Origin of the sequence: Nocardia sp. NPDC051570, from assembly GCF_044454005.1 — a bacterium.
GTDB lineage: Bacteria > Actinomycetota > Actinomycetes > Mycobacteriales > Mycobacteriaceae > Nocardia.
In genome coordinates, this window is the sequence record NZ_JBITDI010000010.1 from 338,342 (window position 1) to 362,247 (window position 23,906).

At 66.6% G+C, this 23,906-nt stretch carries 27 protein-coding genes; 13 read left to right on the plus strand and 14 right to left on the minus strand.

Features of this window, described 5'->3' with window-relative positions:
* Positions 1 to 132: 132 nt before the first annotated feature.
* On the minus strand, positions 133 to 1,332 hold the full coding sequence (locus ACIA76_RS25985) for a glycosyltransferase family 4 protein (protein WP_397154982.1): 1,200 nt from the start codon (positions 1,330 to 1,332) through the stop codon (positions 133 to 135).
* A gap of 153 nt (positions 1,333 to 1,485) precedes the next feature.
* A complete protein-coding gene (locus ACIA76_RS25990; protein ID WP_397154984.1) occupies positions 1,486 to 2,655 on the minus strand; it encodes an ROK family protein in 1,170 nt (389 codons plus the stop codon).
* A gap of 102 nt (positions 2,656 to 2,757) precedes the next feature.
* Here ACIA76_RS25990 and ACIA76_RS25995 point away from each other — a divergent pair, with 102 nt between their 5' ends.
* Genes ACIA76_RS25995 through ACIA76_RS26005 form a run of 3 tightly spaced genes read left to right on the plus strand, consistent with a single transcriptional unit; the run spans position 2,758 to position 5,779 of the window.
* Positions 2,758 to 3,834: a sugar ABC transporter substrate-binding protein gene (locus ACIA76_RS25995; protein WP_397154985.1), complete on the plus strand. Its 1,077-nt coding sequence runs from the start codon at positions 2,758 to 2,760 to the stop codon at positions 3,832 to 3,834.
* A complete protein-coding gene (locus ACIA76_RS26000; protein WP_397154987.1) occupies positions 3,831 to 4,565 on the plus strand; it encodes an ATP-binding cassette domain-containing protein in 735 nt (244 codons plus the stop codon). Before ACIA76_RS25995 ends, ACIA76_RS26000 begins: the two co-directional genes overlap by 4 nt.
* Positions 4,565 to 5,779: a sugar ABC transporter permease gene (locus ACIA76_RS26005; RefSeq protein ID WP_397154988.1), complete on the plus strand. Its 1,215-nt coding sequence runs from the start codon at positions 4,565 to 4,567 to the stop codon at positions 5,777 to 5,779. Before ACIA76_RS26000 ends, ACIA76_RS26005 begins: the two co-directional genes overlap by 1 nt.
* A gap of 3 nt (positions 5,780 to 5,782) precedes the next feature.
* Here ACIA76_RS26005 and ACIA76_RS26010 read toward each other — a convergent pair whose 3' ends face one another.
* The 4 genes from ACIA76_RS26010 to ACIA76_RS26025 are packed head-to-tail and all read right to left on the minus strand — an operon-like array spanning position 5,783 to position 9,225.
* The gene (locus ACIA76_RS26010) at positions 5,783 to 6,436 is read right to left on the minus strand and encodes a class I SAM-dependent methyltransferase (protein WP_397154990.1); all 654 of its coding nucleotides are present in this window, start codon (positions 6,434 to 6,436) and stop codon (positions 5,783 to 5,785) included.
* A gap of 58 nt (positions 6,437 to 6,494) precedes the next feature.
* Positions 6,495 to 7,451, minus strand: coding sequence for a non-homologous end-joining DNA ligase (gene ligD / locus ACIA76_RS26015; protein WP_397154992.1), 957 nt, complete (start codon positions 7,449 to 7,451; stop codon positions 6,495 to 6,497).
* A 32-nt stretch (positions 7,452 to 7,483) separates the two neighbouring features.
* Positions 7,484 to 8,935: a sodium:solute symporter gene (locus ACIA76_RS26020; protein WP_397154993.1), complete on the minus strand. Its 1,452-nt coding sequence runs from the start codon at positions 8,933 to 8,935 to the stop codon at positions 7,484 to 7,486.
* Positions 8,932 to 9,225 (minus strand): hypothetical protein, encoded by a 294-nt coding sequence (locus tag ACIA76_RS26025; RefSeq protein WP_397154995.1) that lies wholly within the window; start codon positions 9,223 to 9,225, stop codon positions 8,932 to 8,934. The genes ACIA76_RS26020 and ACIA76_RS26025 overlap by 4 nt, the downstream gene beginning before the upstream one ends.
* A gap of 507 nt (positions 9,226 to 9,732) precedes the next feature.
* Between ACIA76_RS26025 and ACIA76_RS26030 the strand changes: the two genes are divergently transcribed.
* From ACIA76_RS26030 to ACIA76_RS26050, 5 genes are read left to right on the plus strand one after another with little or no spacing between them, the layout of a single operon-like run.
* The gene (locus ACIA76_RS26030; RefSeq protein ID WP_397154997.1) at positions 9,733 to 10,044 is read left to right on the plus strand and encodes a hypothetical protein; all 312 of its coding nucleotides are present in this window, start codon (positions 9,733 to 9,735) and stop codon (positions 10,042 to 10,044) included.
* The gene (atpB, locus tag ACIA76_RS26035; protein WP_397154999.1) at positions 10,041 to 10,790 is read left to right on the plus strand and encodes a F0F1 ATP synthase subunit A; all 750 of its coding nucleotides are present in this window, start codon (positions 10,041 to 10,043) and stop codon (positions 10,788 to 10,790) included. Before ACIA76_RS26030 ends, atpB begins: the two co-directional genes overlap by 4 nt.
* A 46-nt stretch (positions 10,791 to 10,836) precedes the next feature.
* Positions 10,837 to 11,085 (plus strand): F0F1 ATP synthase subunit C, encoded by a 249-nt coding sequence (locus ACIA76_RS26040; RefSeq protein WP_397155001.1) that lies wholly within the window; start codon positions 10,837 to 10,839, stop codon positions 11,083 to 11,085.
* 6 nt (positions 11,086 to 11,091) lie between these two features.
* Entirely contained in the window at positions 11,092 to 11,601 is a 510-nt protein-coding gene (locus tag ACIA76_RS26045; RefSeq protein WP_397155003.1) for a F0F1 ATP synthase subunit B, read from the plus strand.
* Positions 11,598 to 12,173 (plus strand): hypothetical protein, encoded by a 576-nt coding sequence (locus ACIA76_RS26050; protein ID WP_397155005.1) that lies wholly within the window; start codon positions 11,598 to 11,600, stop codon positions 12,171 to 12,173. Before ACIA76_RS26045 ends, ACIA76_RS26050 begins: the two co-directional genes overlap by 4 nt.
* A 56-nt stretch (positions 12,174 to 12,229) precedes the next feature.
* On the opposite strand, the gene ACIA76_RS26055 is transcribed toward ACIA76_RS26050, so the two are convergent.
* Complete coding sequence (locus ACIA76_RS26055; RefSeq protein ID WP_397155007.1) at positions 12,230 to 12,685, minus strand: hypothetical protein; 456 nt, start codon at positions 12,683 to 12,685, stop codon at positions 12,230 to 12,232.
* Between the two features lie 86 nt (positions 12,686 to 12,771).
* A complete protein-coding gene (locus ACIA76_RS26060) occupies positions 12,772 to 13,239 on the minus strand; it encodes a nuclear transport factor 2 family protein (protein ID WP_397155009.1) in 468 nt (155 codons plus the stop codon).
* 83 nt (positions 13,240 to 13,322) lie between these two features.
* On the opposite strand from ACIA76_RS26060, the gene ACIA76_RS26065 reads away from it, so the two are divergent.
* Complete coding sequence (locus tag ACIA76_RS26065) at positions 13,323 to 13,997, plus strand: winged helix-turn-helix transcriptional regulator (protein WP_397155011.1); 675 nt, start codon at positions 13,323 to 13,325, stop codon at positions 13,995 to 13,997.
* 3 nt (positions 13,998 to 14,000) lie between these two features.
* Here ACIA76_RS26065 and ACIA76_RS26070 read toward each other — a convergent pair whose 3' ends face one another.
* Positions 14,001 to 15,338 carry an alpha-amylase family protein gene (locus tag ACIA76_RS26070; RefSeq protein WP_397155012.1) on the minus strand — a complete coding sequence of 446 codons (1,338 nt, stop codon included), beginning with the start codon at positions 15,336 to 15,338 and terminating at the stop codon, positions 14,001 to 14,003.
* A 128-nt stretch (positions 15,339 to 15,466) separates the two neighbouring features.
* A complete protein-coding gene (locus tag ACIA76_RS26075) occupies positions 15,467 to 16,717 on the minus strand; it encodes a lipase family protein (protein WP_397155014.1) in 1,251 nt (416 codons plus the stop codon).
* Between the two features lie 100 nt (positions 16,718 to 16,817).
* Here ACIA76_RS26075 and ACIA76_RS26080 point away from each other — a divergent pair, with 100 nt between their 5' ends.
* Positions 16,818 to 18,065 (plus strand): amidohydrolase, encoded by a 1,248-nt coding sequence (locus ACIA76_RS26080; protein WP_397155016.1) that lies wholly within the window; start codon positions 16,818 to 16,820, stop codon positions 18,063 to 18,065.
* Here ACIA76_RS26080 and ACIA76_RS26085 read toward each other — a convergent pair.
* Complete coding sequence (locus ACIA76_RS26085; RefSeq protein ID WP_397155018.1) at positions 18,037 to 19,635, minus strand: MDR family MFS transporter; 1,599 nt, start codon at positions 19,633 to 19,635, stop codon at positions 18,037 to 18,039. The two genes, ACIA76_RS26080 and ACIA76_RS26085, sit on opposite strands and share 29 nt — an antisense overlap.
* Complete coding sequence (locus tag ACIA76_RS26090) at positions 19,632 to 20,273, minus strand: TetR/AcrR family transcriptional regulator (RefSeq protein WP_397155020.1); 642 nt, start codon at positions 20,271 to 20,273, stop codon at positions 19,632 to 19,634. Before ACIA76_RS26090 ends, ACIA76_RS26085 begins: the two co-directional genes overlap by 4 nt.
* 136 nt (positions 20,274 to 20,409) lie before the next feature.
* Between ACIA76_RS26090 and ACIA76_RS26095 the strand changes: the two genes are divergently transcribed.
* Positions 20,410 to 20,742 (plus strand): ArsR/SmtB family transcription factor, encoded by a 333-nt coding sequence (locus ACIA76_RS26095; RefSeq protein ID WP_397155021.1) that lies wholly within the window; start codon positions 20,410 to 20,412, stop codon positions 20,740 to 20,742.
* The gene (locus ACIA76_RS26100; protein ID WP_397155023.1) at positions 20,739 to 21,215 is read left to right on the plus strand and encodes an SRPBCC family protein; all 477 of its coding nucleotides are present in this window, start codon (positions 20,739 to 20,741) and stop codon (positions 21,213 to 21,215) included. Before ACIA76_RS26095 ends, ACIA76_RS26100 begins: the two co-directional genes overlap by 4 nt.
* Before the next feature lie 4 nt (positions 21,216 to 21,219).
* Here the strand turns inward: ACIA76_RS26100 and ACIA76_RS26105 are convergent, their stop codons facing one another.
* Both ACIA76_RS26105 and ACIA76_RS26110 read right to left on the minus strand, forming a co-directional pair.
* Positions 21,220 to 22,140: an NADP-dependent oxidoreductase gene (locus ACIA76_RS26105; RefSeq protein ID WP_397155025.1), complete on the minus strand. Its 921-nt coding sequence runs from the start codon at positions 22,138 to 22,140 to the stop codon at positions 21,220 to 21,222.
* A 149-nt stretch (positions 22,141 to 22,289) separates the two neighbouring features.
* Positions 22,290 to 23,309 (minus strand): alpha/beta hydrolase, encoded by a 1,020-nt coding sequence (locus ACIA76_RS26110; RefSeq protein ID WP_397155027.1) that lies wholly within the window; start codon positions 23,307 to 23,309, stop codon positions 22,290 to 22,292.
* Here ACIA76_RS26110 and ACIA76_RS26115 point away from each other — a divergent pair.
* A complete protein-coding gene (locus ACIA76_RS26115; protein ID WP_397155029.1) occupies positions 23,192 to 23,710 on the plus strand; it encodes a helix-turn-helix transcriptional regulator in 519 nt (172 codons plus the stop codon). The two genes, ACIA76_RS26110 and ACIA76_RS26115, sit on opposite strands and share 118 nt — an antisense overlap.
* Positions 23,711 to 23,906 lie beyond the last annotated feature (196 nt).

Here is a 23,906-nt window from a genome sequence, read left to right on the forward strand (position 1 = left end):
TGGTGCGGCGGCCGGGGGCGGCCCCCCGGGGGGATCTCGGGGGGTCACCCGCCGGGGGCCCCCCCCCCCGCCCCCGGGGCCGCCCCGGGGGGCCCCCCCCCGGGGGCATCGACCGAGATGCCGGTCCGGTCGCTACTGGTTCGCGACGACCGACAGGCCGTAGGACCGGCTCGCGGCCGCAGCGCCGCGCGCTGCGGCCGTCCCGGCCGAAATGCGCGGCAGCCGAGCGCAATCCAGCGCGGAGTAGTAGGCGGCCTCATATCCGGCGCCGAGCTGATCCACCGAGAAGTGCTCGATCACCCGGCGGCGGCAGGCGACCGGATCCAGCCGCGCGGCCTCGGCCATGGCCGCCGGGAGATCGGCCGGATCGTCACAGATGAAGCCGGTGACCCCATCCTCGACCACCTCCGCCACCGCGCCGCCGCGCAGCGCGACAACCGGTGTGCCGCAGGCCATCGCCTCGATCATCACGATGCCGAACGGCTCCTCCCAGCGAATCGGGAACAGCAGGCAGCGTGCCTGGGACAGCAGCAACCGCTTGGCCGTCGCATCGGCCTCGCCGAAGACGAAATCCCGATCGGTCAGCAGCGGCCGCACCGCGCGCCGGAAATACGACTTTTCGGCGGGCTCATTCATCTTCGCGGCCAGTACCAGCGGCACACCCGCGGCATGCGCGGCCTCCAACGCCAGATCCGGTCCCTTGTAGGGCGCATAACGGCCCAGGAAAAGGGCGAAATCCTGCTTTTCCTTCTGAAACGGCCATTCACTCGTCCGTACCGCGTTGTACACCCGCCCCAGCCAATTCAATTGAGGCGCCAAACCCCGCTGCCGGTCGCTGATCGCGATCAACTGGGCCGACTCACCGAGCGCGCCGTAATACGTCTGCTCCTCGCCGTCGACCGGGCCGTGCACGGTCACGACGGTCGGAACGCCGAGCGCCTGATACACCGGCGCGTTGAGCGGACCGGCGAAGGTGTGATCGTGGATGACGTCGATGCGTTCGGTGCGAGCGAGTTCGGCGATGATGCGACGCACCTTCAGGGCGTTGACCACCTCGGGAAACGGATCGCCGAGCCGGTCGGCCAGGATCTTGTCCCACACCCGGATGAACCGGGTGGCGGTCGTCCCGGATCGGCCCGCGCCGAGCAGGGTGACCCGGTGCCCGCGGGCGACCAACGCATCGACCAGTTGTGCGACCACCGCTTCGACGCCGCCATAACCCGCGGGTGGAATCTCGAAATACGGTGGCGACACCATGACGATATTCAGTGGCGCACCGGAACTCTGAATGTTGTATATCAAGGAATCGGAACCGGACGGGGTACTGCTCATGGACTGCCTCCTCAACGTGTGAGCTGAGACCGAAGACGGCATGCGGCGACGATTCGCCGCAATTGCACAACTCCGGCTTCTTCATCGGGGGGCAGCCGCCCGCCGATGTGATACCCAGCACAGCGCTGGCTAACCATCGAAACCGAAATTCGGCTATGTACCTCGTCGTTCGAACAGTCGGTCCCGCGCGACCTCCAGGGCGCGCGACACCGCGCCCACGAGCACGCCGTCCTCGCCCAGCGCACTGGCGACCAATCGTGGACGCAGCGGGCCTAATTCGGTCATTCGGTGCGTAATAGCCTCGCCGAGCAGATCGAGGTTGTGGCCGATGCCGCCGCCGAGCACCACCAGCTCCGGATCCAGAATGGCCGCGACGGCGGTGATCAGCGTGCCGATCCGGCGGCCCTCGGCCGCCACGACCGCCGCCGCCCGGGGATCGCCGGCCGCGGCGGCGGCGAAGATCTCCTCGGCCGAGCCGGTGGTCAGTCCGGCGCGTTCGGCGATGCGCGCGACTCCGTCCGCGGCCGCGACGGATTCGGTCATACCGCGGTGGCGGGCGTCGGAGGCCGGGGCGTCGACCTCGGTCGTGGGCAGGAACGACACCTCGCCGGCCGCGCCCGAACCGCCCACGTACAGTTCGCCGTTGATCACGATGCCCATGCCGACGCCGGTGCCGATGGAGATCAGGACGAAGTCGCGCACCCCCACGCCCGCACCGAACGCCAACTCGCCCACCGCGGCGAGATTGATGTCGTTCTCGATCGAGGTGTCGACCTCGAGCGCCGCGTGCAGCCGATCGACCAACCCGGCCCGCCCCCAGCCGGGCAGGTTCTGCGCGTAATCCAGCCGCGCGGTCACCGGATTGAGGACTCCGGGACTGCCGACGACCGCGTAAGTGACCGCCGCCCAATCCATTCCGGCCTCGGCGGCGACCCGATCGGCGAGCGAGCGCACCCGGCGCATCAGATCGGCGGCCGAGCGCGCGGAGTTGCGCACCTCGCGCCGGGCGATGAATTCGCCACGCAGATCGGCGATCGCGAGCCGGATCCACTGGCGGCCGATATCGATTCCGGCGACCACGCCCGCGCGCGCGTTGAGATCGTAGATCGCGGTACTCGGTCCCGGCCGGCCGGACAGCGAACCGGCCAGCCGGACCAGCCCGGCCTCCTCCAGGCCCGAAAGTGCCGCCGACACGGTGGGTTTGGACAGTCCGCTGGCCTTGGCGAGAGCGCCGCGCGAGGAAGGACCGTTGACGCGCAGATGATCCAGCAGGAGGCGCTCGTTCATGGTGCGCAGCAGTTGCGGCTTGCCGGTCTGGATCATCGCGACCTTCCTCGCACCTCTGGACACCCGGTAGTTGGTAAACTACCTTTCTTACCAACGCTCGATCGGGCGTGCCCCTCTCTTCTCGGCACGGTGATTCTCATGCGTCGAATTCTGATCGTCGCCGCGGCGGCGGCCGCGCTCGCCCTGGTGGCCGGATGTTCCTCCGGGACAGGCGGAACCCGTAAGGCAAGCGATGCACCCACTATCGCGCTGCTGCTCCCCGAATCCAAGACCACGCGGTACGAGGCATTCGATCGCCCGCTGTTCGAGGCCAAGGTGGCGCAGCTGTGCCCGGCCTGCAAGGTGCTCTACTTCAACGCCGACCAGGACGCGGCCAAGCAGCAGAACCAGTTCGAGGCCGCGCTCACCCAGGGCGCGAATGTCATCGTCTTCGACGCCGTCAACGCCGATGCCGTTGCACCGCAGGTACATTCGGCACAGCAGAAGAAGATACCGGTGATCGCCTACGACAGGCTCATCTCCGGCGTCGGTTACGACTACTACGTCTCCTTCGACAATGTGAAGGTCGGCCGGGTGCAGGGCGAGGCGCTGCTGGCCGAGCTGGCGCGCCGCGGCACCACCGACAAGGGCCGGATCCTGATGCTCAACGGCGCGCCCACCGACCCCAGCGCCGGTGACTACAAGAAGGGCGCGCATCAGGCGCTGGACGGCAAGGTGAAGATCGGCCGCGAATTCGACACTCCCGATTGGAGTCCCGACAAGGCCCAGCAGGAGACCGAGCAGACCATCACCGCGCTCGGCAAGGACGCGATCGTCGGCGTGTACTCGGCCAACGACGGCATGGCCAGCGGCGCGGTGGCCGCGCTCGAGCGCGCCGGGTACGCCACGCTGCCGCCGCTGACCGGCCAAGACGGGGAATTGGCCGCCGTGCAACGGATTCTGACCGGTGAGCAGACCATGACGATCTATCTGAACTACCGCGCGCAGGCGGAGAAGTCGGCCGAGCTGGCCGTCGCGCTGAGCCGCGGCGACACACCCGCCGCGCCGACCACCACGAACAACGGCACCGCCGACATCCCGTCGTACCTGCTCGACGCGATCGCCGTCGGCAAGGACAACCTCGAGGACACGATCGTCAAGGACGGCCTCTACCGCATCGACGAGATCTGCACCCCGGATGTGGCGGCGGCCTGCGCGGCGGCGGGTCTGAAATGACCGCCACGACAACGGTTCTGGCCGCGCGCGGCATCACCAAGCGATTCGGCGGCGTGCAGGCGCTGGCGGGCGCCGACCTCGAGGTGCGGGCCGGGGAGGTGGTGGCCCTGGTCGGCGATAACGGCGCGGGGAAATCGACACTGGTGAAGGCGATCTCGGGGGCGGTGGCCGCCGATGCGGGCGAGATCCACTTCGCCGGCGAGCCGGTCCGGATCGCCCGGCCCCAGGACGCGCAGGCCCTGGGCATCACTACCGTATTCCAGGACCTGGCCCTGTGCGACAACCTCGATGTGGTCGCCAATCTCCATCTCGGCACGGAGACAAGGAGTTTCAGCGTCCTCGACGAGATCGAGATGGAGCGCGCCGCCCGCGACCTGCTGGCCTCGCTGGATGTGCGGATCCCCGATGTGCGCACCCCGGTGCGCGCGCTGTCGGGCGGTCAGCGACAGTCGGTGGCGATCGCGCGTGCACTGCTGGGCGCGCCGCGGATGGTGATCCTCGACGAGCCCACCGCGGCCCTCGGCGTGGAACAGACCGCGCAGGTGCTGGCGCTGGTGCGCCGACTGCGCGAACGCGGCCTGGCAGTGCTGCTGATCAGCCACAACCTGGCCGACGTGCGGGCGGTCAGCGATCGCGTGGTGGTGCTGCGGCTGGGCCGCAACGCGGGAGAGTTCGAGACCGCGACGGCCACTCGGGAGGCCATTGTCGCGGCGATCACGGGAGCTGCGTGATGAGTGATATGGCTGTGAAACGACCTCTACCGCAAGGCGACTGGCTGAGGGGTTCGGCGGATGCGGTCACCGACCGCATCCGTCGGGGGGAGGTCGGATCGGTGCCGGTCGTGATCGGGCTGATCGTGATCGCGATCGTCTTCGACCGCCTCAACGCCCACTTCCTGTCCGCGGAGAATCTCACCAATCTGGCGCTGCAGATGGCCGCCACCGGCACCATCGCCTTGGGCATCGTGCTGGTGCTGCTGCTGGGCGAGATCGATCTGTCGGCCGGTTCGGTCAGCGGGCTGACGGCCGTGGTGATGACCCAGCTGTCCGTGCGTCAGGGCTGGAACTGGCTCGTCGCGGTGGTGGCCGCGCTGGTGGTGGCCGCGGCGATCGGCGCGCTGCACGGATTCATGCGCACCCGATTGACCATGCCGTCCTTCGTGGTGACGCTCGCCGGATTGATCGGCTGGCAGGGTCTGATGCTGTATCTGCTCGGCACACAGGGCACGGTCAATCTGCCGTTCGATCGCGGGATCGCGGTGATCAGCGATACCTGGTTGGCGCCGGGCCTCGCCTGGTTCCTGGTGGTGCTGCTCGTGGGCGCGCAGCTCACGGCGAGCCTGCGGACCAGGCGGTTGCGGTCGAGGGCCGGACTGAGCGTCTCGCCGGTGGGCTGGATGGCGGCACGGTCGGGTGGGCTGGCCCTGATCCTGGCTGTGACGGTGCTGGTGCTGAACTCCGATCGCGGCGTGCCGCTGACACTGGTGATCTTCGGCGGCCTGGTCGTCGCGGTCGATCTGATGTTGCAGCGCACCGTCTTCGGCCGCCGCATGTATGCGGTGGGCGGCAATGCGGAGGCGGCGCGGCGGGCGGGCATCAACGTCAGCCGGGTGCGGATCGCGGCGTTCGCCGGCTGTTCGGTGCTGGCGGCCGTCGGCGGCATCCTCGCCGCGGCGCGGCTGGTCGCGGTGAATCAGAGCTCCGGCGGCAGCGATATCCTGCTCAATGCCATCGCCGCCGCCGTCATCGGCGGCACCAGCCTGTTCGGCGGCCGGGGTCGCGCCTACGCCGCGCTGCTGGGAATCCTTGTCATCCAATCGATTACGAACGGCATGCTGCTGCTCAACGTCGACTCCTCGGTGCGGTTCATGGTGACCGCGGTGGTGCTGGCGGTATCGGTCGCCATCGATTCGGTGGCGCGGCGGGGCGCGGAGGCCGGGCGGTAGCGCTCAGCCCAGGCGGCGGATCGCGATGACGTTGTCGATCAGCACCGCGGATTCGCCGTCGGGACCGATGGCGTCGCGCTCGCGGGACTCCAAAACCTCGGCGTGCCACTGGGTTTCGTCCAGTCCCAGGCCCTCGTAGACCTCGCGCGGGGCTGGGAAGTCGGCGTGATGGTGCGCATTGCGGGCCCACGGCGGCATCGCGCCGTGATCGACGATGAGCAGCAGCCCGCCCGGCGCGAGTGCGTGCGCGGCCTTACGCAGGATGTCGAATCGTGGGAGCTCGACCGGCGACTGGAAGAACTGCGCGGAGACGAGATCGAAGGCGCCGGTGGGGAAGTCGGTCGCCAGATCGTACCGCTCGGCTCGAATCCGTTCGCCCACACCGCGTTCGGCGGCCGCCGCGCGCAGCCGGGCCAGTGCGATCTCGGTGATGTCGACCGCGGTCACCTGCCAGCCGCGTTCGGCCAGCCACACCGAATCCCCGCCCTCACCCGCGCCCAGATCCAGGGCCCGGCCGGGGGTCAGCTCGGTGGCGAACGACACCACCCACGGATTGGGATTGCCGCTCCAGATCTGTTCCCGCTCGCTGTAGAGCCGATCCCAGAACTCCTGCGGGTCGCCCGTCTCGGTGTCGTGGGAGTGTTCGGTATTCGTCATATCCCCACGATGGGACACGTCGGGCCGAATCGACAACTTCTGTTGCCGGTTCGGCAAATCACGAACTCTCCCGTCGCGCCCGCGCCCGGCGCTTCCCCTCATGCATCGCCTGCACCCGGGCGACCGGGATGGTATGCCCCTCCTCGATCAGATCGGCCGGAAGATCCTGCGGCGCGGGCATTTCCGTAGCCCACGGATCGCGGCCGCCGAGTGCCTCGATCGCGGTATGGATGGTGAAGTCGCGCGGGCTGATGTTGTCCAGCTCGTCCCAGGTGAGCGGGAACGACACCGTGGTGCCGGGCCGGATCCGCGGGCTGTAGGCAGCCACCACGGTCGCGCCGCCGGAGCGGGTCGAATCGAGGAAGACCTTGCCGCCGCGGTCCTCGCGGATGAATGCCGTGGTGGCGAGGTCGGGATCGAGGCGTTCGGCGCGCGCGGCGATCGCTCGCGTGGCCGCCGCCGCCTCCGCGATATCCGTGCCCTCGCGGACCGGGACGAAGACGTGCACCCCCTTGGACCCGCTGGTCTTCACCGCACCCGCGAGCCCGTCGTCGGCCAGCGCCCGGCGAATCAACCGCGCGGCGAGTACAGCCTGGCGAAACGGCTGGTCGGGGGCGGGATCGAGATCGAGGACGAGATGGGTCGGTCCCGTGGCGTGATCGGTGCGCAGCAGCGTCGGGTGGTATTCGATGGCGCGTTGATTACCGAACCACAGCAGCGTGCGCGGATCGTCGCAGACCGCGTAGGTGACCTCGCGCCGCGAACTCTCGGCCCAGATGGTCACCCGCGGCACCCACTCCGGCGTGTACTTGGGCAGATTCTTCTGCATGAACGGTTCCTGCCCGGGCCGCACTCGGACCACCGACAGTGGCCGGTCCCGCAGCTGAGGCACCATCCGGTCGGCGACCGCCTCGAGGTAATCGATGAGGTCGCGCTTGGTCGCGTCCGCGCCGTCGAACAGCGGGGAGTCCAGATTGGTCAGTGAGACACCCGCACGGACCTCGTCGCCGGTCATGAACCTCACCCTGCCCGGCGCCGACCGGCCGGTCAACCAGGCAGGGCTATATCTATGCGGAGGGTTCGGGTCCGGCGCGGAATCAGGCTGATCGCGCTCGCGATCACGACGTTGGCGGCCAAGGCGATCAGCCCGCCGTTCACGCCGAACAGCGGATCCCGGCCCGCCGCATGCAGGCCGAAGACGAGGGCGCTGCCGATGATCAGCCCCGTCGCCACCCCGGCCGCGGTCAATCGCCGCCAATACAGCCCGAGCAGTACCGCGGGCAGCAGCTGCGCGATGCCCTCATAGGACAGCACCGACAGATTCACCAGGGCCTTGGGATAGAGCAGCGCACCGGCCAACGCGATCGCGCCGACCACCACGCATACCAGCTGGGACCAGCCGCGCTGCCGTCCCGACCCGGCCGTTCCGCCGCCGAGAATCGTTCGGCCCCACAGTGTTCCGATGGCCACCAGGAATACGCTCATCGGCACGATCGCCGACAGCGCACCGGCGATCCCGATCACGGCCACCAGCGGCGCGGGCAGCGAATCGGTCACCAGCTCGTACAGCGCCAGATCCGAATTCGCCAGGCCAGGCAGGACGAACAGCGCCGCCGCGCCGATGAGCATCGGGACGACCAGCAGCAGTTGATACCACGGCAGCAGGATCGAATTGCGCCGCAGTGCGGTGGGATTCGCCGCCGAGAGATATCCGGCGACGGTGGTGGGGAAGATGCAGATGGTGACCACGTTCAGCAGGATCGTGGAGACGTACCAGGACGCGCCGAAGGTGCCGCCGCCCGCGCCGGGGAAGGTCAGCCACTGCGGACGCTCGGTGACCAGCCGGTCCAGCAGCTCGCCCGGGCCGCGAAAGTAGTGCCAGGGCACCCAGATCGCGAGGAAGGCCACCGACAGCACCGCGAGTCCGTCCTTGAGGACGCTCACCCACGCCGCACCGCGCAATCCGGACGCCAGGATGAACGTCTCCGCCACGGCGAACGATACGACGGCCGCGACCTTCAGATCCACGGCCCCATAGGACATCGCGTGCACCACGACGCCCATGCCCTGAATCTGCAGCTGTATATAAGGAATAAGGAATGCCGTGCAGAGCATCGCGACGACCACGCCGAGCCGCCGTGAGCCGAACCGATGTTCGGCGATATCGGCGATCGAGACCAGCCGATGCCGGGCGCAGTAGGTCCACAGCAGCGGCGCCACGAAGTAGGCGACCACCAGCCCGGTGCTCAGATACGCGATCAGATAGAAGATCGGCACCCCGTACCGGTACGACCAGCCGGCCGCGCCGAGAAACGAGAAGCTGGTGTAGGACTCGCCCGCCATGAGCAGCAGCACGAACAGCGTGCCGAGCCCGCGGCCCGAGATCGACCACTCCGTCAGGGATTTCGCCCGCCCGCGCCCGGACAGCACGCCGATGGCGACCGTCACGACCATTGCCACGGCGAACAGGGATACGGCCACCGCCGCGCGATGACTCACGACGACTCCCGTTCGGCGTCGTCGGCGGGCACGAATTCCGGTGCGCCGCTGCGATAGGCCGGATCGAAGTGGGCGACGAGGCCGACCAACGGCCCGGTCAGTGCCGTCACGGCCAGCAGATAGAAGGTGAGGAACGGGATGCCGAATACGCGGGGCTCGATCCGGTTGGCGACCACCGGCGCCAGACAGTAGAGCACACCGGGCAGCGTCAACAGCCAGAGCACGGGGCCGCGTCGGCGCAGCGGATACGTCGGGGCGCGAGCGCCGTCCGGCGGGGTGGGGTCGGCCATGGCTGTCACCTTCGCCGATGCGGGCGGCCGATGCCAACGGACCGGGGTGTGTCGCGCCATGGTTGTCGCATTCATCCCGGATTGCTGCTCGAGAACCGTTGGGGGATCGGGGTATTCGATCGACTGGCGGTAACCTGGTGTTCAGCGAGCGGCCAGCTCCGAAGGTGATGTCGGATTTGTCCGATTAATCCGATAGTAGAAACGGCACGACGAGCCTTTTCCTGTTTTGTCCCTAATGTCCCCGTGTCGCTTTGAATTTGCTCGACCGGGGGCTAGGCTCGATAGCTACATAATACCTGAAGTCGTTTCGAATCCGCATTTCAAGATCATGTAAACGAAGATCAAAAGAGTTGTCACGCAAGACCGTTGGTATGTGTAAGCTGACGGTCAATCACGAACCCACTACGAGGTGGGTTGAACGGCGAGGGCGGTGTCGTAGTGAACGTGGACAGACTCCGTATGCGCCGTGTAGCGGTTATTGTGACTGCTCTCGGCGTACTGGCTCTGATGATTACCGGCGCATTCGATCGGGTGCTGCTGGGCGTATTCATCTGCGCCGGACTCGGACTGGGTTGGCTCAATGCACATCTCACGTGGCGATCCATCACGCATGTGATCCGATCGGATACGTCGAGTAAACAGGGTTTGATGCTGTCGACGGCGGTACGCCTGTTCGGCCTGACGATTCTGGCCGTCGTGGTGGCCTTCCTGGCCCGCCCCAACGGAATCGGAATCTTCTTCGGATTGGCCGTCTTTCAGGTAGTCGTGGTCCTCCACACCGTGGTCCCCGAATGGAAAGGGCTGCGCCAGACCTCATGAACACCGTGAACCTGTTCGCTCAGGAATCGGAGCCGAAGATCAAGGTCGGGCACCACGCGGTGGCTCACCTGTGGGGCATGGATTTCAACGTCGACACCATCGTGTCGACCGTTGTCGCCGCGCTGATCGTGATCGGGCTGGCCATCTTCCTGCGGATCAAGATCACCTCCGGCGTGCCGAACGGGGTGCAGCTCTTCTTCGAGACCGTCACCATCACCATGCGCAATCAGGTCGAACAGGCCATCGGACTGAAGGTCGCGCCGTTCGTGCTGCCGCTGGCGGTCACGCTGTTCACCTTCATTCTGCTGTCGAACTGGCTGTCGGTGCTGCCGGTGCAATACGGCGACGGTGAATTGATCGCCCCGCCCGCGTCCGATGTCAACTTCGTGTACGCGCTGGCGCTGTTCGTGTTCGTCTTCTATCAGGGCGCGGGTATCAGGCGGCGCGGTCCGATCACCCATGTCAAGCAATTGTTGAAGGGGCACACCGGCTGGGGTCCGATGGTCTTCATCAACGTGATCGAGGAAATCGCCAAGCCGCTGTCGCTGTCGTTGCGATTGTTCGGCAACATGTTCGCCGGTGGTGTCATGATCTCGGTGATCACGTTGTTCCCGTTCTGGATCAGTTGGGGTCCCAACGCCATCTGGAAGATGTTCGATCTGTTCGTCGGCGGGATTCAGGCATTCATCTTCTCGCTACTGACCGTGCTCTACTTCAGTCAATCCATGGAGCGCGAAAACCACTGACCGACTCTTCGCCGAAGAGCTGACGTTCGAGAACAGGAAGTGAAACATGGCAGATCCCGCGATTGTCCAGGGCGCGTTGATCGGTGGCGGTCTCATCATGGCCGGTGGCGCCATCGGCGCCGGCATCGGTGACGGTCTCGCCGGTTCCGCGTTGATCAATGGTGTGACCCGACAGCCGGAGGCCGAGGGTCGCTTGCGCGGTAACTTCTTCCTGACCGTTGGTCTGGTGGAGGCCGCGTACTTCATCAACCTGGCATTCATGGCGTTGTTCGTCTTCGCGACACCCGGGGCGTAGCACATCATGGCCGCGCGAACGGATGTCACGGCCGCGGGGAACTTCCTCATCCCCAACGGCACCTTCTTCGTCGAGCTGTTGATCTTCCTGATCGTGCTCGGGGTTATCTGGTTCTTCGTCGTTCCGCCGATCCGCAAGGTGCTGGCCGAGCGAGAGGCGCGGGTCGATGCGACCACGGCGGACAACAAGGAAGCGAAGGAGACGTTCGCCGAGGCCGAAGCCCGCTATCAGTCGGGACTCGAGAAGGCCCGCGCCGAGGCCGCCGATATTCGCAATACCGCGCGCGCCGAGGGCCGGGCCATTCTCGAGGAGCTGCGCTCCGAGGCTCAGGAGGAGGCCGACCGGATCGTCGCCGAATCCGCGGCACAGCTGCGGGCCGAGGCCGATCAGGTGGCGGCGGAGTTGCGTCAAGAGGTCGAGCCGCTGGCCGAATCGCTGGCCGAGCGGGTCTCCGGGGTGAACGGTCAGCGGGCCGGGAGCAGCTCCGGACGGCAGAGGGGACAAGCGTCGTCATGAACCACATCAGCGGCATCCTTGCCGAGGGGCCGTACCATATCGTCTTCGATTGGAAGGTTTTCGGCAGTCAGCTGTTCGGTTTCGTCGTGATCATCGTGTTGACCGTCAAATGGATTGTGCCGCCGGTCAAGAGGTTGATGGCCCGCAACCAGGACAACGTCCGCAAACAGCTCGAGGAGAGCCAGACGGCGACGGAGCGGCTGACCAAGGCCAAGCAGTCCTATGACAGCGCGATGGCCGAGGCCCAATCCGAATTGGAGCGGATGCGGGTCGATGCCCGCGACGACGCCGAGCACATCATCGCCCAGATGCGCGAGGCCGCCGCCGGGGAGGTCGAGCGCGTGCGCAAACAGGGCCGCGATCAGATCCTGCAACTGCGCCGCCAGCTCATCCGCGATCTGCAGACCGACCTCACCACGGCCATGCTCGATCGCACCGAGGAGAAGGTCCGCCTCAAGATCACCACCGTCGAGGCCAAATCCGAGAGCATCGAACGCTTCCTCGAGGAGCTCGAGACTCTGGCCAACGGCGAACACGCGGTTCGCCGACAGGCGCAGTCGCGCTGGAACTGAATGCTTCCGGCCGGTGCCGCAAGTCCGAAAGGGCTTGCGGCACCGCCATTTCACCGCTAGCTAGTAGTATCGGCTGGATCCAACTTCAGGGTCGTCGACTTGCTCATGGTGACGTCTTGGAACAGTTCAGCCGTGATGATGTAGGACTTGCCTTCGGTGAACGAGCCCCCACTGGTCTTGGGAATCCCCGCCTTCACCTCCGCCGTTCCCTTCTCGCCGTCGCAGCTGCCCGAATCGACGCCCTCGGCGTAGACCAGCTTGCTCGTATCCGTCTTCTTGCCGTCCTTATCCTTGCCCGAGTCCAGCACCGACACCCTCACGGTGTAGCTGGCGTCGGAATTCTTCGGACAGGTGAAGGAGACCGCGACCGTGGCCTCGTTCGCGCTGACGGCAGTGAGCTTGTCCACCGTCACCGTGGGCGTCGAGTCGTCCGCGGCATATGCGGGAGCCGCGACGCCGAGCATTCCAATGAAAGCTCCACAGGCCATGACGCCTGCAACCTTGTTGAGCAACGTAACCCAATCCTTTCCTGCCGGATGGAAATGCGATACCGACAGTTCTTCGCTGCCGAACCGGCTCTAGATTGGGTCAATACAAACTATGCCGCCCGATGTCTACGCTCGCTGCGCAGCGCGGCGAGCGCGAGACGGGGCTGGATGAGCAGCATCCGCACATTGGCCCAGATCGACTCGGGCCCTCGGACATCGACGTAGCAGTACATCTGGTGGCGGACGACCAGGCCGTCGCGCAGGGTCCAGATCTCGGTGCCGAATTGATTCGTCCGGCCCCGGAACCCGCCCTCGTAGGTGAGGACGATGGTGTCGCTGTCGGCGCACTGGACCGTCTTGCGCACCCGGAAGGGCTGATTGCGCCAGAGTTCGGCCAGTACGGCCAGCGCGGGCCGGATCTCCTCGATGCCCGCATAGCTGCGGCGCACCCCGTCGAAGATCCACTCCGCGACGGCATCGTGATGATAGAGCGCCTCCCATTCGTCGACGGCCACCTCATTGGTCATGCGTTCTGCCTCGGCGGCGAACTTGGCCGCGTCGAGCCGGAGATCGGTCATATCTCCACTGTCACATAAGATTTAGAAGTAGACAAGAATGAATCTGAAGTAATGGCTTCTATTACCGGTGCTACAGTCGATGCGTGGCACGGCGTAGCTATGACCAGTTCTGCGGGCTCGCGCTCGCCCTCGACATCGTCGGAGAGCGCTGGACACTGATGATCGTGCGCGAGTTGATGTCCGGGCCCAAGCGGTACTCCGACCTCGCCGGTGCGCTGGACGGCATCGGGACCAGCCTGCTGGCCGCGCGCGTGAAACAGCTCGAGGCCGACGATGTCGTCGAGCGACGGCAGCTGCCGCCGCCCGTCGCATCGACGGTCTACCGGCTGACCCCGGCCGGCGCGGAATTGGCGAAAGCGCTGACGCCGCTGGCGCTCTGGGGCACCAGGCACCGCACACACGACGGACGAGCGCCCGGCCAGAGCTTTCGCGCCGAATGGTCGCTGGCCTTCCTCGCGCAGCTGGTGGATTCGGACGCGCTGCGAACGGTCGAGGGGCGCTTCGAATTTCACGCCGACGACAGCATCGCCCGCCTCGATATCCACGACGGCCGGGTCGATGTGCGATCCGGACCCGGCGAGGATCCGGCCGACGCCGTCATCACCTACGACTCCGCGACCTTCGCCGCCATCGTGCGCGGCGACCTCGCCATCGCCGAGGCTCTTGCGCGGCAACGGGTTCGGGCGGTCGGTGATCCCGAATCGATCCACAACCTGGCCGTGGTCCTGCAATCCGCACTCGACAATCTGCCGGTATGAGCGTCAGCCGGTGACCATCGCTCCCGTGTGGAGGGCGAGGCCGGAGCGCGGCGCGATATCGGCGTGCAGCCAACCGGCGCTGTCGATCTCGTAGCTGGGTCCGGTGCAGACTCCTTCATGCGGTGCGCCGTGCATGACATCGCAGTAGGTGCCCGCGGGCAAGGACGTGCGGTAGGCGCGTCCGTCGGCCGGTGAGTCCTCGCCATTGAGGACGACATAGCCCGCCGAGCCGCGGCCGAAGGCGATGAGGTTGCCGGAGTCATCGATCCAGTCGACCACCGGTTCGCCCCGGACCTGCTGATGAAAGCCGACCATGCCGCCGATGCCGGGCCAGGAGTGTTCGCACAGCCAATGGCCGTCGACGCAGGCCGCATCCAGGGTGCGGCCCAACGGATCCGAGGGGGAGGGTTCGTCATAGGATTCGAAGGCGTAGTCGCTGAGGATCTTCGGATGGCCGTAGGGCCAGGCCAGTAGAAACGCGTTGGCCAGGATGTAGTGGTCGGGATCGGCATAGGTGAGGGTGGAGCCGTTGCGTTCGGTGTCGTGATTGGCCACGAACACCACCGACCGATCCGAGGGCAGTGCCGAGCCGAAGTGCCGCAGTTGCGCCAGGCGGCCCCGGCGGAAGATCGCGCTGAGGGTTCCGGCATAGCGCAGGTCCATGACATCGCCGGTTTCGAGATAGTCCTCGGGCCCGACGCCCTCGCCGAGGCCGTAGACGGCCTCCTGATACACGTACGCGGGCCGGGACAGCCGTCCCTCGATGGCCGAAATATCCTCGGGAGCAATGTATTTCGCCGAATCGATCCGGAAGCCGTCGATGCCGAGGGACAGGAGATCGTTCAGATAGCCGGCGATCCGGTCCTGGACTCGGTCGTCCTCGGTCGCCAGGTCCGCGGCGTTGAGCGTCTGACAATGGTGCATCTGATAACGATCGGTGTAGTCCTCGATGGCGTCGTCGGGCGTGCCGCAGTGATGGAAGTCGCCGGGACCGTAGGGAACCGTGGGATATACGTAGTGGCAGTAAGGCGTTCCGCCGCTACCGATTCCGCAGCCCTCGATCGCCGACATGTTGTTGATGATCGTGTCCACATACACCCGCACCCCCGCCGCATGGCAGCCGCGCACCATCTCCGCCAGTTCCTCGCGCGTGCCGTAGCGACTGGTCAGCCCGTAGGAGACGGCCGAATAGCTCTGCCACCACGGAAATCCCTTCTCCGGCAACAGCGAATGCTCCTCGGGCGGGGAGGTCTGCACGGCCCCGTAGCCGAGCGGACCGAGCGTCTCGCGGCATTCCCGCCCGATCGAGCGCCAGTTCCAGCCGAACATCTGCGCGATCACATCCCGCTCCGGCGGTTCGTCGGCCCGCGCCGGAGGCGAAGGAACAAACCCTGTCATCGCAACCGCGAGGGCAAGCGCGCAGACCCATGACCGGACCATCCGCAGACTGTTGTCTTCGCCGTCGAGACTCAGCCGAACGAAATCTTGGCGTTTTCCGGGCCGAGGCCGCAGGTACGGGTGCTCGGCGCGTCCACGAGTCGTTGGCCGAGCCAATCTATCGCCTCCGGGAAATCGGTGGGCTCCGTGTAAAGGTGCTCGGTCAGTGGATATTTCGTGTAGGTGATGTCGACACCGCGGGCGCAGTAGTCGGCGACCAAGCGATCGGTATCCGGAACCATCGCAAATTCATCGACGAATCCGGTCGCCAGATGCATCGGTACGGCCGGTGTCCCGTACCGCCCGCCCCGCAGCGATTCCACGACCTGCGCCACTGCTGGGACTCCCAGGGGCCAAATATGACCGACGGTGTAATCCTCGACGCGCCGGAATGCGTAGTCGGCCGCAAGGTCGGTGTAACACGTGCTGGTGAACTTCTGCTTCAACTGGGGATCGCTGAAATAGGAGGCGAGATTTATCTCGGGATACGCGCGATCGAGACCGAAGGCCGCAAGCAGGTCGATGACGGTGAATGGTCCGCCGTCCATATGCGCGGCGGCCGCCGCCATATCGACCGGTAGGCCGCCGGCGGCCACACCGCGGATATTCAGTTCTGGCGAGTAGGTGGGCGCGAGCTCGGCGGCGAACTCGGCACCCCGCGATCCGCCGGAGTAACCGTAGATCAGGACCGGTGTCGAGCTGCCTGAAAGCGCTGCGGGAGCGAAATTCAGGGCGGCCCGGATGCCATCGAGAGTATTGCGCCCCTCGACGTAACCGGCGGCGAATTCGCCCTCTGGCCCCAGGTAGTCAGGTAGTACGACGGTCCAGCCGCGGTCGAGCTCCCCGATCACATTCCGCAGTTCACTGGGAAACACGCCGCCCTGGACGCTGGCGTCGACCCGCAGTTTGTATGACGGGTTGCATCGGGAATTCAGGGAGTCGATCCACAGGTCTTCCGCTATCAACACCGGTGGTTCGACCCGCTTCTCCGGCTGGATGACGATCGCCATCGTCGTCCAGGGTGTTCCTTTGGTGTTCTGGCTGACGTATTTCACCTGCCAGGCGGAATAGGGTCCCGGCGCCGGAAACCCCGGTAACTCCACCGGGCGACTGTCCACCACTTCTCCCATTGCTTTTCCGCCCAGTGAATCCGGCTGAGCGTAGAACGGATCGTCGACCGGCAGCGGTGGTTCCGCCGCGGCGGTGGTCAGGGATATCGCATTCAACGATCCGGCAAGCGCGAGCGCTGCGGCGGAAAGACCGAACAGTCTACGAATGCTCATGGCCGCTCATAATAGCGGCCGGTCGGGCGAATACCCTGCGGCGCGCGTCATATCCGCCCAGTACAGTCGAGAGACAGCCGACCGGGAAGGACCGAAAGATATGACACGAGCGGCGCTGCACATCCCGGACCGGCTCGACGCGATACACGGCGATCTCGCCGATCTCTACCGAGATCTGCACGCCCATCCCGAGCTCGGCTTCGCCGAACAGCGAACAGCCGCCGAAATCGCCCGCCGCGCAGTCGATCTGGGCTACGAGGTCACCACCGGCGTGGGTCGCACGGGCGTGGTGGCCCGGCTGGTCAACGGCGCCGGGCCGACGGTGCTGCTGCGGGCGGATATGGACGCGCTGCCGGTGGCCGAACAGACCGGCCTGCCGTACGCGTCCACCGCCACCGATCCGGTCACCGGCGATCCGGTCATGCACGCCTGCGGCCACGATATGCATATCACCTGCCTGCTGGGCGCCCTGCGGATCCTGGTCGAGGCCAGGGAATCCTGGCAGGGCACGGTGCTGGCGGTGTTCCAGCCCGCGGAGGAGAGCGGCGCGGGCGCTGCGGCCATGATCGACGACGGCCTGTTCGATCGGTTCGGCACGCCCGATGTGGTGCTCGGCCAGCATGTGGGGCCGCTGCCGGTGCATATGGTCGCGGTCCACGCGGGGGCCGCGATGGCGGCCACCGACGCGCTGCGAATCACGTTGTACGGCAAGGGCGGACACGGTTCCCGCCCGGAGACGACGATCGATCCGGTGGTGATGGCGGCCGCGACGGTGATGCGCCTGCAGACGGTCGTATCCCGCGAGATCGCGGGCGGGGATACCGCGGTGGTCACCGTCGGCGCGATCACCGCGGGCACCCGGCACAACATCATCGCCGACCGTGCCGAACTGCTGGTCAACATCCGCACCTTCACCCCCGAGGTCCGCGCCAGGGTACTGGCCGCGGTCGAGCGCATCGTGCGGGCGGAGGCGGCCGCCTCGGGCGCGGACCGCGCCCCGGATATCGAGACGATCGAGACCTTCCCCATCCTGTTCAACGATCCCGCCGCCGTCGAGCGCACCGCGGCCGCCCTGCGCGAGCAGCTCGGCGCCGACAAGGTGGTCGATCCGGGCCTCATCACCGGCAGCGAGGACTGCGGGGTGCTGGCGACGAGTTGCGGTGCACCGCTGTGCTATTGGTACTTCGGCGGGGTCGACCGGCAGCGCTTCCTCACCGCGCTGCAGGCCGGCGCCGTCGACCGGGACATCCCCTCGAACCATTCGCCGCATTTCGCCCCGGAGCTCGATCCCGCGATCGATACCGGGGTGACGGCCATGGTCACCGCGGCTCTGGAGTGGCTGGACTGAGTTCGTCCTCGGCCAGTACCGCCTCGCCGCGGGCGACCATGCCCGCCTCGTCGGACAGCGTCAGATGCGGGATGAACAGCGTCAGCACGAAGGCGAGGATCGCGCCGGGAATCACGTACCAGAAGCCCGGCACCAGGGCGTGCGCATAGGCGCCGACGATGGCGTCGTGCAGCGGGCCTGGCAGGTGCTTGACCGCCGAGGGCACCAGTCCGTCCGGCCGCAGGCCCGATTGCGCGGCCTCCTGCCAGTGCGTACGGAACACCTCGGTCAGCCCCTCGGTGAGCCGGCTGGTGAAGATCGATCCGAAGATCGCCACGCCGATCGCGCCGCCCATTTCACGGAAGTAGTTGTTCGCACTGGTCGCGGTGCCGATCTGCCCGGGGGACACCGCATTCTGGACCACCAGCACGATGATCTGCATGATCAGACCCAGTCCGGCGCCGATGACGAACAACATCGCCGACACCAGCCACATGGAGCTGTGCGCGTCGATCCGGGTCATCCACAGCATGCCGGCGATGATGATCAGCGCGCCCAGCGGCGGATACATGCGATAGCGGCCGGTCTTGGTGATCGCGGTCATCGAGGTGATCAGCGTCGCCATCATGCCGATCATCATCGGGATCAGCAGCAGGCCGGACACCGAAGCCGAAGCGCCGGTGGCCATTTGGAGATAGGTTGGGATGAATGCCAGCGCCGCGAACATCACCAGGCCGACCACCAGGCCGATGGCCGAGGTCAGCACGAAGGTGCGGTTGCGGAACAGCCACAGCGGCAGCATCGGCTCCTCCGCCCGGGCCTCGACGGCCACGAATACTCCCACGATGATCACCAGCGCCGCGGCCATCGACAGAATCGTCGGCGAACCCCACGCGTATTGCTTACCGCCCCAATCGGTGATCAGGATCAGCAGCGTCGTCGCGGCCGACATGAGCACGACGCCGACATAGTCGGGCCGCACCTTGGGCCGGTGACTGGGAATGCTCAGGTAGCGGAACGCGATGATCAGCGCCGCGAGCCCGACCGGGACGTTGATCCAGAAGCACCAGCGCCAGCTCAGCTGATCGGCGAAGAAGCCGCCCAGTAGCGGACCGGCCACCGAGGTGACGCCGAAGATCGCGCCCATCGGCGCCATGAACTTGCCGCGGTCCTTGGCCGGGACGATATCGGCGATGATGGCCTGCGCCAGGATCATCAGGCCGCCGCCGCCCACGCCCTGCAGGCCGCGGAACACGATGAATTCCCAGAAGCCGGTGGAGACGGCCGCGCCGACCGAGGCGGCGGTGAAGATCGCGATCGCGAACAGGAACAGCCACCGCCGGCCGAACAGATCGCCGAACTTGCCGTAGATCGGCATGACGATGGTCGTGGCCAGCAGATATGACGTCGCGGTCCAGGCCATATTGGAGATGCCGCCGAGCTGGCCGACGATGGTCGGCATCGCGGTGCCCACGATGGTCTGATCGAGGCTGGCCAGGAACATGCCCGCGATCAGTGCGGAGAAGATGAGCCAGACCCGCTTCTGGGTGAGAACTATTGGGGTAGGCGGCGATTCGGCCGTCGCGGTCATGGGTGTCTCTCCTTGATGTTTTCCGGATCCCGGTGGAACAGGCTCGCGGCCAGTTCGCACTGTTCGAGCAGAGCGTGTGCCAGCGGCCGTTCGGGCTGATCGGCCAGCGACATCGCCGCGTTGGTGGTGAGGGTGGACATGAGTCCCGCTGCGAGGGAAGCGAATTGGGGTGTGACCTCGCCGAGCCGGGCGGACAGCAGCTCACCCACGGCGGCGGTGTGGCGCACGCCCGCGGCGAAGAAGCCCGCGATCACCCGCGGCTCGGTCTTGATGATCTCGGCGACCAGCGAAATGCTTTCGCGCACCTCGTCTTCGGGCTCGTAACCGGAGGTGTAGAGCGCGGCGAGGTCGTCGATCAGCACGCCGGTGGGGCCGCCCGCGATGAATCGCGCACGCATCTCGGGCGTGCCGATCTCCGCGACCGGACCGAGGACCGCGTCGAGCTTGGTCTCGTAGTAGTTGAAGAACGTGCGCGGCGAGACACCGACGGCCTTGGCGATATCGTCGGTGGTGGTCGCGTCGAGTCCGCGTTCGACGGTCAGGCGCCGCGCAGCCAGGCAGAGATCGTGGCGGGTCTGTCGCTTCTTCTGTTCGCGCAGCCCGAGTTCCGGCGGGGTGTCGACCTTCTGCCTGACCATGCCAGAAAGCTACACCTTCTGCAATTTTTCAGAAAGTGCAATTCGCGTCACATCGGCCCTGGGCGAGTGGGGGTGAACTCGGCTGTGGGCGCGCAAAGGGTTGTCAATCATTCTTTGAAAGTACAGACTTACGTACGTGGCTGCTTTCAAAGACGTCGATCTGTCGATGCTCGGGGATCCGATGCGGCAGGCGATCTTCGAGCGCCTGGCTCGCCGACCGTCGTCGGTCGGCGAGCTGGCCGAGTCGTTGCCGATCACTCGCCAGGCGGTATCGCAACATCTGCGGGTGCTTCGGGAAGGCGGCTTGGTGGTGGCCACGGCCGAGGGCACGCGGCGGATCTACCGGGTCGACACGGCGGGTCTGGCCGCGATTCAGGCATATTTCCAGCGGGTCTGGGATGACGCGCTGACCGCTTTTCAGAAGGCCGCCGAATCCGCGGCCGCCGATCCCGAACAGGAGTCCCCATGACCACCTCGCTTCCCGCCCTGCAGGGCAAGGCAAGCGTCGCGCTGCCGATCGAGCGCGCCTTCGCCTACTTCACCGAATCGTTCGGCAGCTGGTGGCCGGGCTACAGCATCGGCAAGGTCGAGATGGCCGACGCCCTCCTGGAACCGCAGGTCGGCGGCCGCTGGTACGAGCGCGGCGTGGACGGCAGCGAATGCGATTGGGGCCGGGTGCTGGCCTGGGAACCGCCGCATCGCATCCTGGTGACCTGGCAGATCAACGGGCTCTGGCAGTTCGATCCGGATCCCGCACATGCCAGCGAGGTCGAAATCCGTTTCACCGCAGAGGGTCCCGAACAGACCGTCGTCGAACTCGAACATCGCCACCTGGATCGGCTCATCGAGGGGCAGGCGCTGCGCGATGTCATCGCCGAACAGGGCGGTGGCTGGTCCACGGTGCTGCAGTCGTTCGAGAAGTTCGCCACCGCCCAGGGCTGATTCGTCAGGGCACGATGATCAGTTTGCCGCGGGTGCGGCCGGAGCGGCTGGCGTCGAAGGCGTCGCCGATCTCGTCGAGGGAATAGGTCCGCGCGATCTCGACGGTGAAGACGCCGCGATCGGCCAGCTCGGCGAGTTCGGCGAGCTTGGCACCGTCCGGGCGGACCCAGATCACATGTCCGCCATGGGTTTCCACACTGTCGTCGGCGACCGAGGCATGCCGGCCGCCCTCGGCGAGGATGGCCAGGGTCGTCTCGAGCTGGCCGCCCACGAAGTCGGCGACCGCGGTCGCGCCGCCGGGGACGAGTGCGCGGATCCGCTCATCCTGTCCGTCGCCGTAGGCGACGGGTTCGGCGCCGAGCGCGCGCAGGAAATCGTGATTGCGTTCGGAGGCGGTGCCGATCACCCGGGCGCCGCGATCGCGGCCGAGCTGCACCGCGAGGCTGCCGACGCCGCCGGCCGCGCCGTACACCACGAGCGTGTCGCCGGGGCCGACCTCGAGCCGATCGAGGGCCCGCTGGGCCGTCATGCCCGCCAGCGGCAGGCCACCGGCCTGCGCCCAGTCCAGTGCGGCGGGTTTGCGCGCGACGTGGACGGCGGGTACGGCTACGAATTCGGCGAAGGTGCCCGCGTGCACGGTGTCCTTGCGGGCGTAGGCCATCACCTCGTCACCGACGCGGAATTCGGGGGTGTCGGGTCCGAGAGCGACCACCTCACCGGCTACGTCCCAGCCCGGGATCACCGGAAACACCGAGAGCATCATCGGGTCGAGGTAGCCGGCCAGCACCTTCCAGTCGACGGGGTTCACCCCGGAGGCGCGCACCCGGATCAGCACCTCACCCGGTCCGAGCTTCGGTTCGGGAGCCTCGCCCACCTTCAGCGTCGAATTGTCGGGGGCATAGGCGTCGTAGGTGACGGCACGCATCGAATTCAGGCCTCTCGGTTGGGGGTTTCCTGGTCGTTCAAGCGCTACCGGGGTGAGCGTATTTCCATACCGAGGGGTTTGGTGGGGATCGTCACGTATGTCGGCGGGCCGCGCCGCCTGGTCCCGGCAGGGCGGCCCACCATGGCGGATCAGGCGGTCAGACCCATACCCTGGGCCAGGATCGGCCACGAATTGTGCAGGGCCTCTTCCCAATACGGCCAGTAGTGCGTTCCCACCGGAGTGAACTGGAAGGTCGCCGGGATGCTCAGCGAGTCGAGCCGGTTCTTCAGGTTGGCGGTGCAGCCGTTGACGGCCGCCTCGATGATCATGCCGAGCGCGAGGTTCACGCCGCCGGTGGGTCCGGGTGCGCTGTCCACGTAGTACTCGACGTCGTCCATCACCGGAATGCCGCTGCCGCTGGAGACGTAGAGCAGGGTGCCGCGCAGCTTCTCGGCGTTGATGACCGGATCGTTCTCGGCCCATAGCGGGCTGTTCGAGGGGCCGTACATGTTCTGGGTGTTGCCGCCGGCCCAGGTCTCGGTGGCGAGCTTCACGAACTGCTGGCCCATCGGGTCGGCGATCTGCGCGCAGCCGCTGTAGGCGGCCACGGACTTCCACAGACCCGGCTTGGCCTCGGCCAGCTGCAGGACCGACGTGCCGGAGGTCGACAGGCCGGCCAGCGCGTTACGGCCGGTGGAGTGCAGGGTCTCATCCAGCAGCGGGGGCAGCTCCTCGGTGAAGAACGTCTTCCACTTGTTCACGCCGAGCACCGGATCCGGCTTCTGCCAGTCGGTGTAGTAGCTGCCCAGGCCGCCGATCGGCTGGATCACATTGACCTGCTTATCGGCCAGCCAGTCCAGCGCCTTGGTCTGCGCCTTCCAGCTCGCGGTGCCCTCGCCGCCGTCCAGCCCGTTGAGCATCCAGAGATTCGGCGCGGGCGCGGACTCGTCGACCGGCCGCTGCACATCGACGGCGATGTCGGTATTCATCGCCGCCGAGTAGACCTTCAGATGCCAGGTACGCCCCTGCTTGGTGACGGAGGTGACGGCCGATGGCTTCACCGGATCGGCCGAGGCGGTCTCGCCGACCATCCCCACGCCCAAGAGGGCGGTCAGCGCCACGGCCGAGGCCCGTAGCGCCGTTCGATTACATAGCTGAGAGAGTTTCATCGCATCCAATACTTTCCTACCGCGCGCACGGACGCTATTTCTCCCCTCGGGGCAAATCCGTTACGCGACAGGCGCGGCCGCTCGGGGAGCGTCCTGATCAGCGGCCGAGTTCGGCCACGCTCAACAAACTGGGCCGAGCCGTGGGCGCGAGCGAGCGAACCCTCAGCCGACTGTTCCGGACCGAGCTGGGCATGAGCTTCAGCCAATGGCGCACCCTGCTACGCGTCCAGCACGCCCTCGTGCACCTCGTGCACGGCCACTCGGTCACCGATATCGCGCTGCGCTGTGGCTGGTCCAACCCGACCAGCTTCATCGAAGCCTTCGCCGCGATCATCGGCCGGACTCCGGGCCGCTACCAGAGCGATCTCCGCCGCGCGCAACGGCATGCCGACGTGCGGTGATCAGCCGAAGAGGCGCTGAACTGTTGTGGGACAGGAGATTTGGATGCGGTGATCAGCACAGGCCGGTAACGGCGTTGGGGGTTGCATACTCCCCACGTCAGCGTCGCCGGGGCGGTACCGCGGTCGAGTATGGACGCCAGTAAGTGCCGTCACAACTCGGGTATTCTCATTGCGTGTCGGCAATCCGACAGCAATG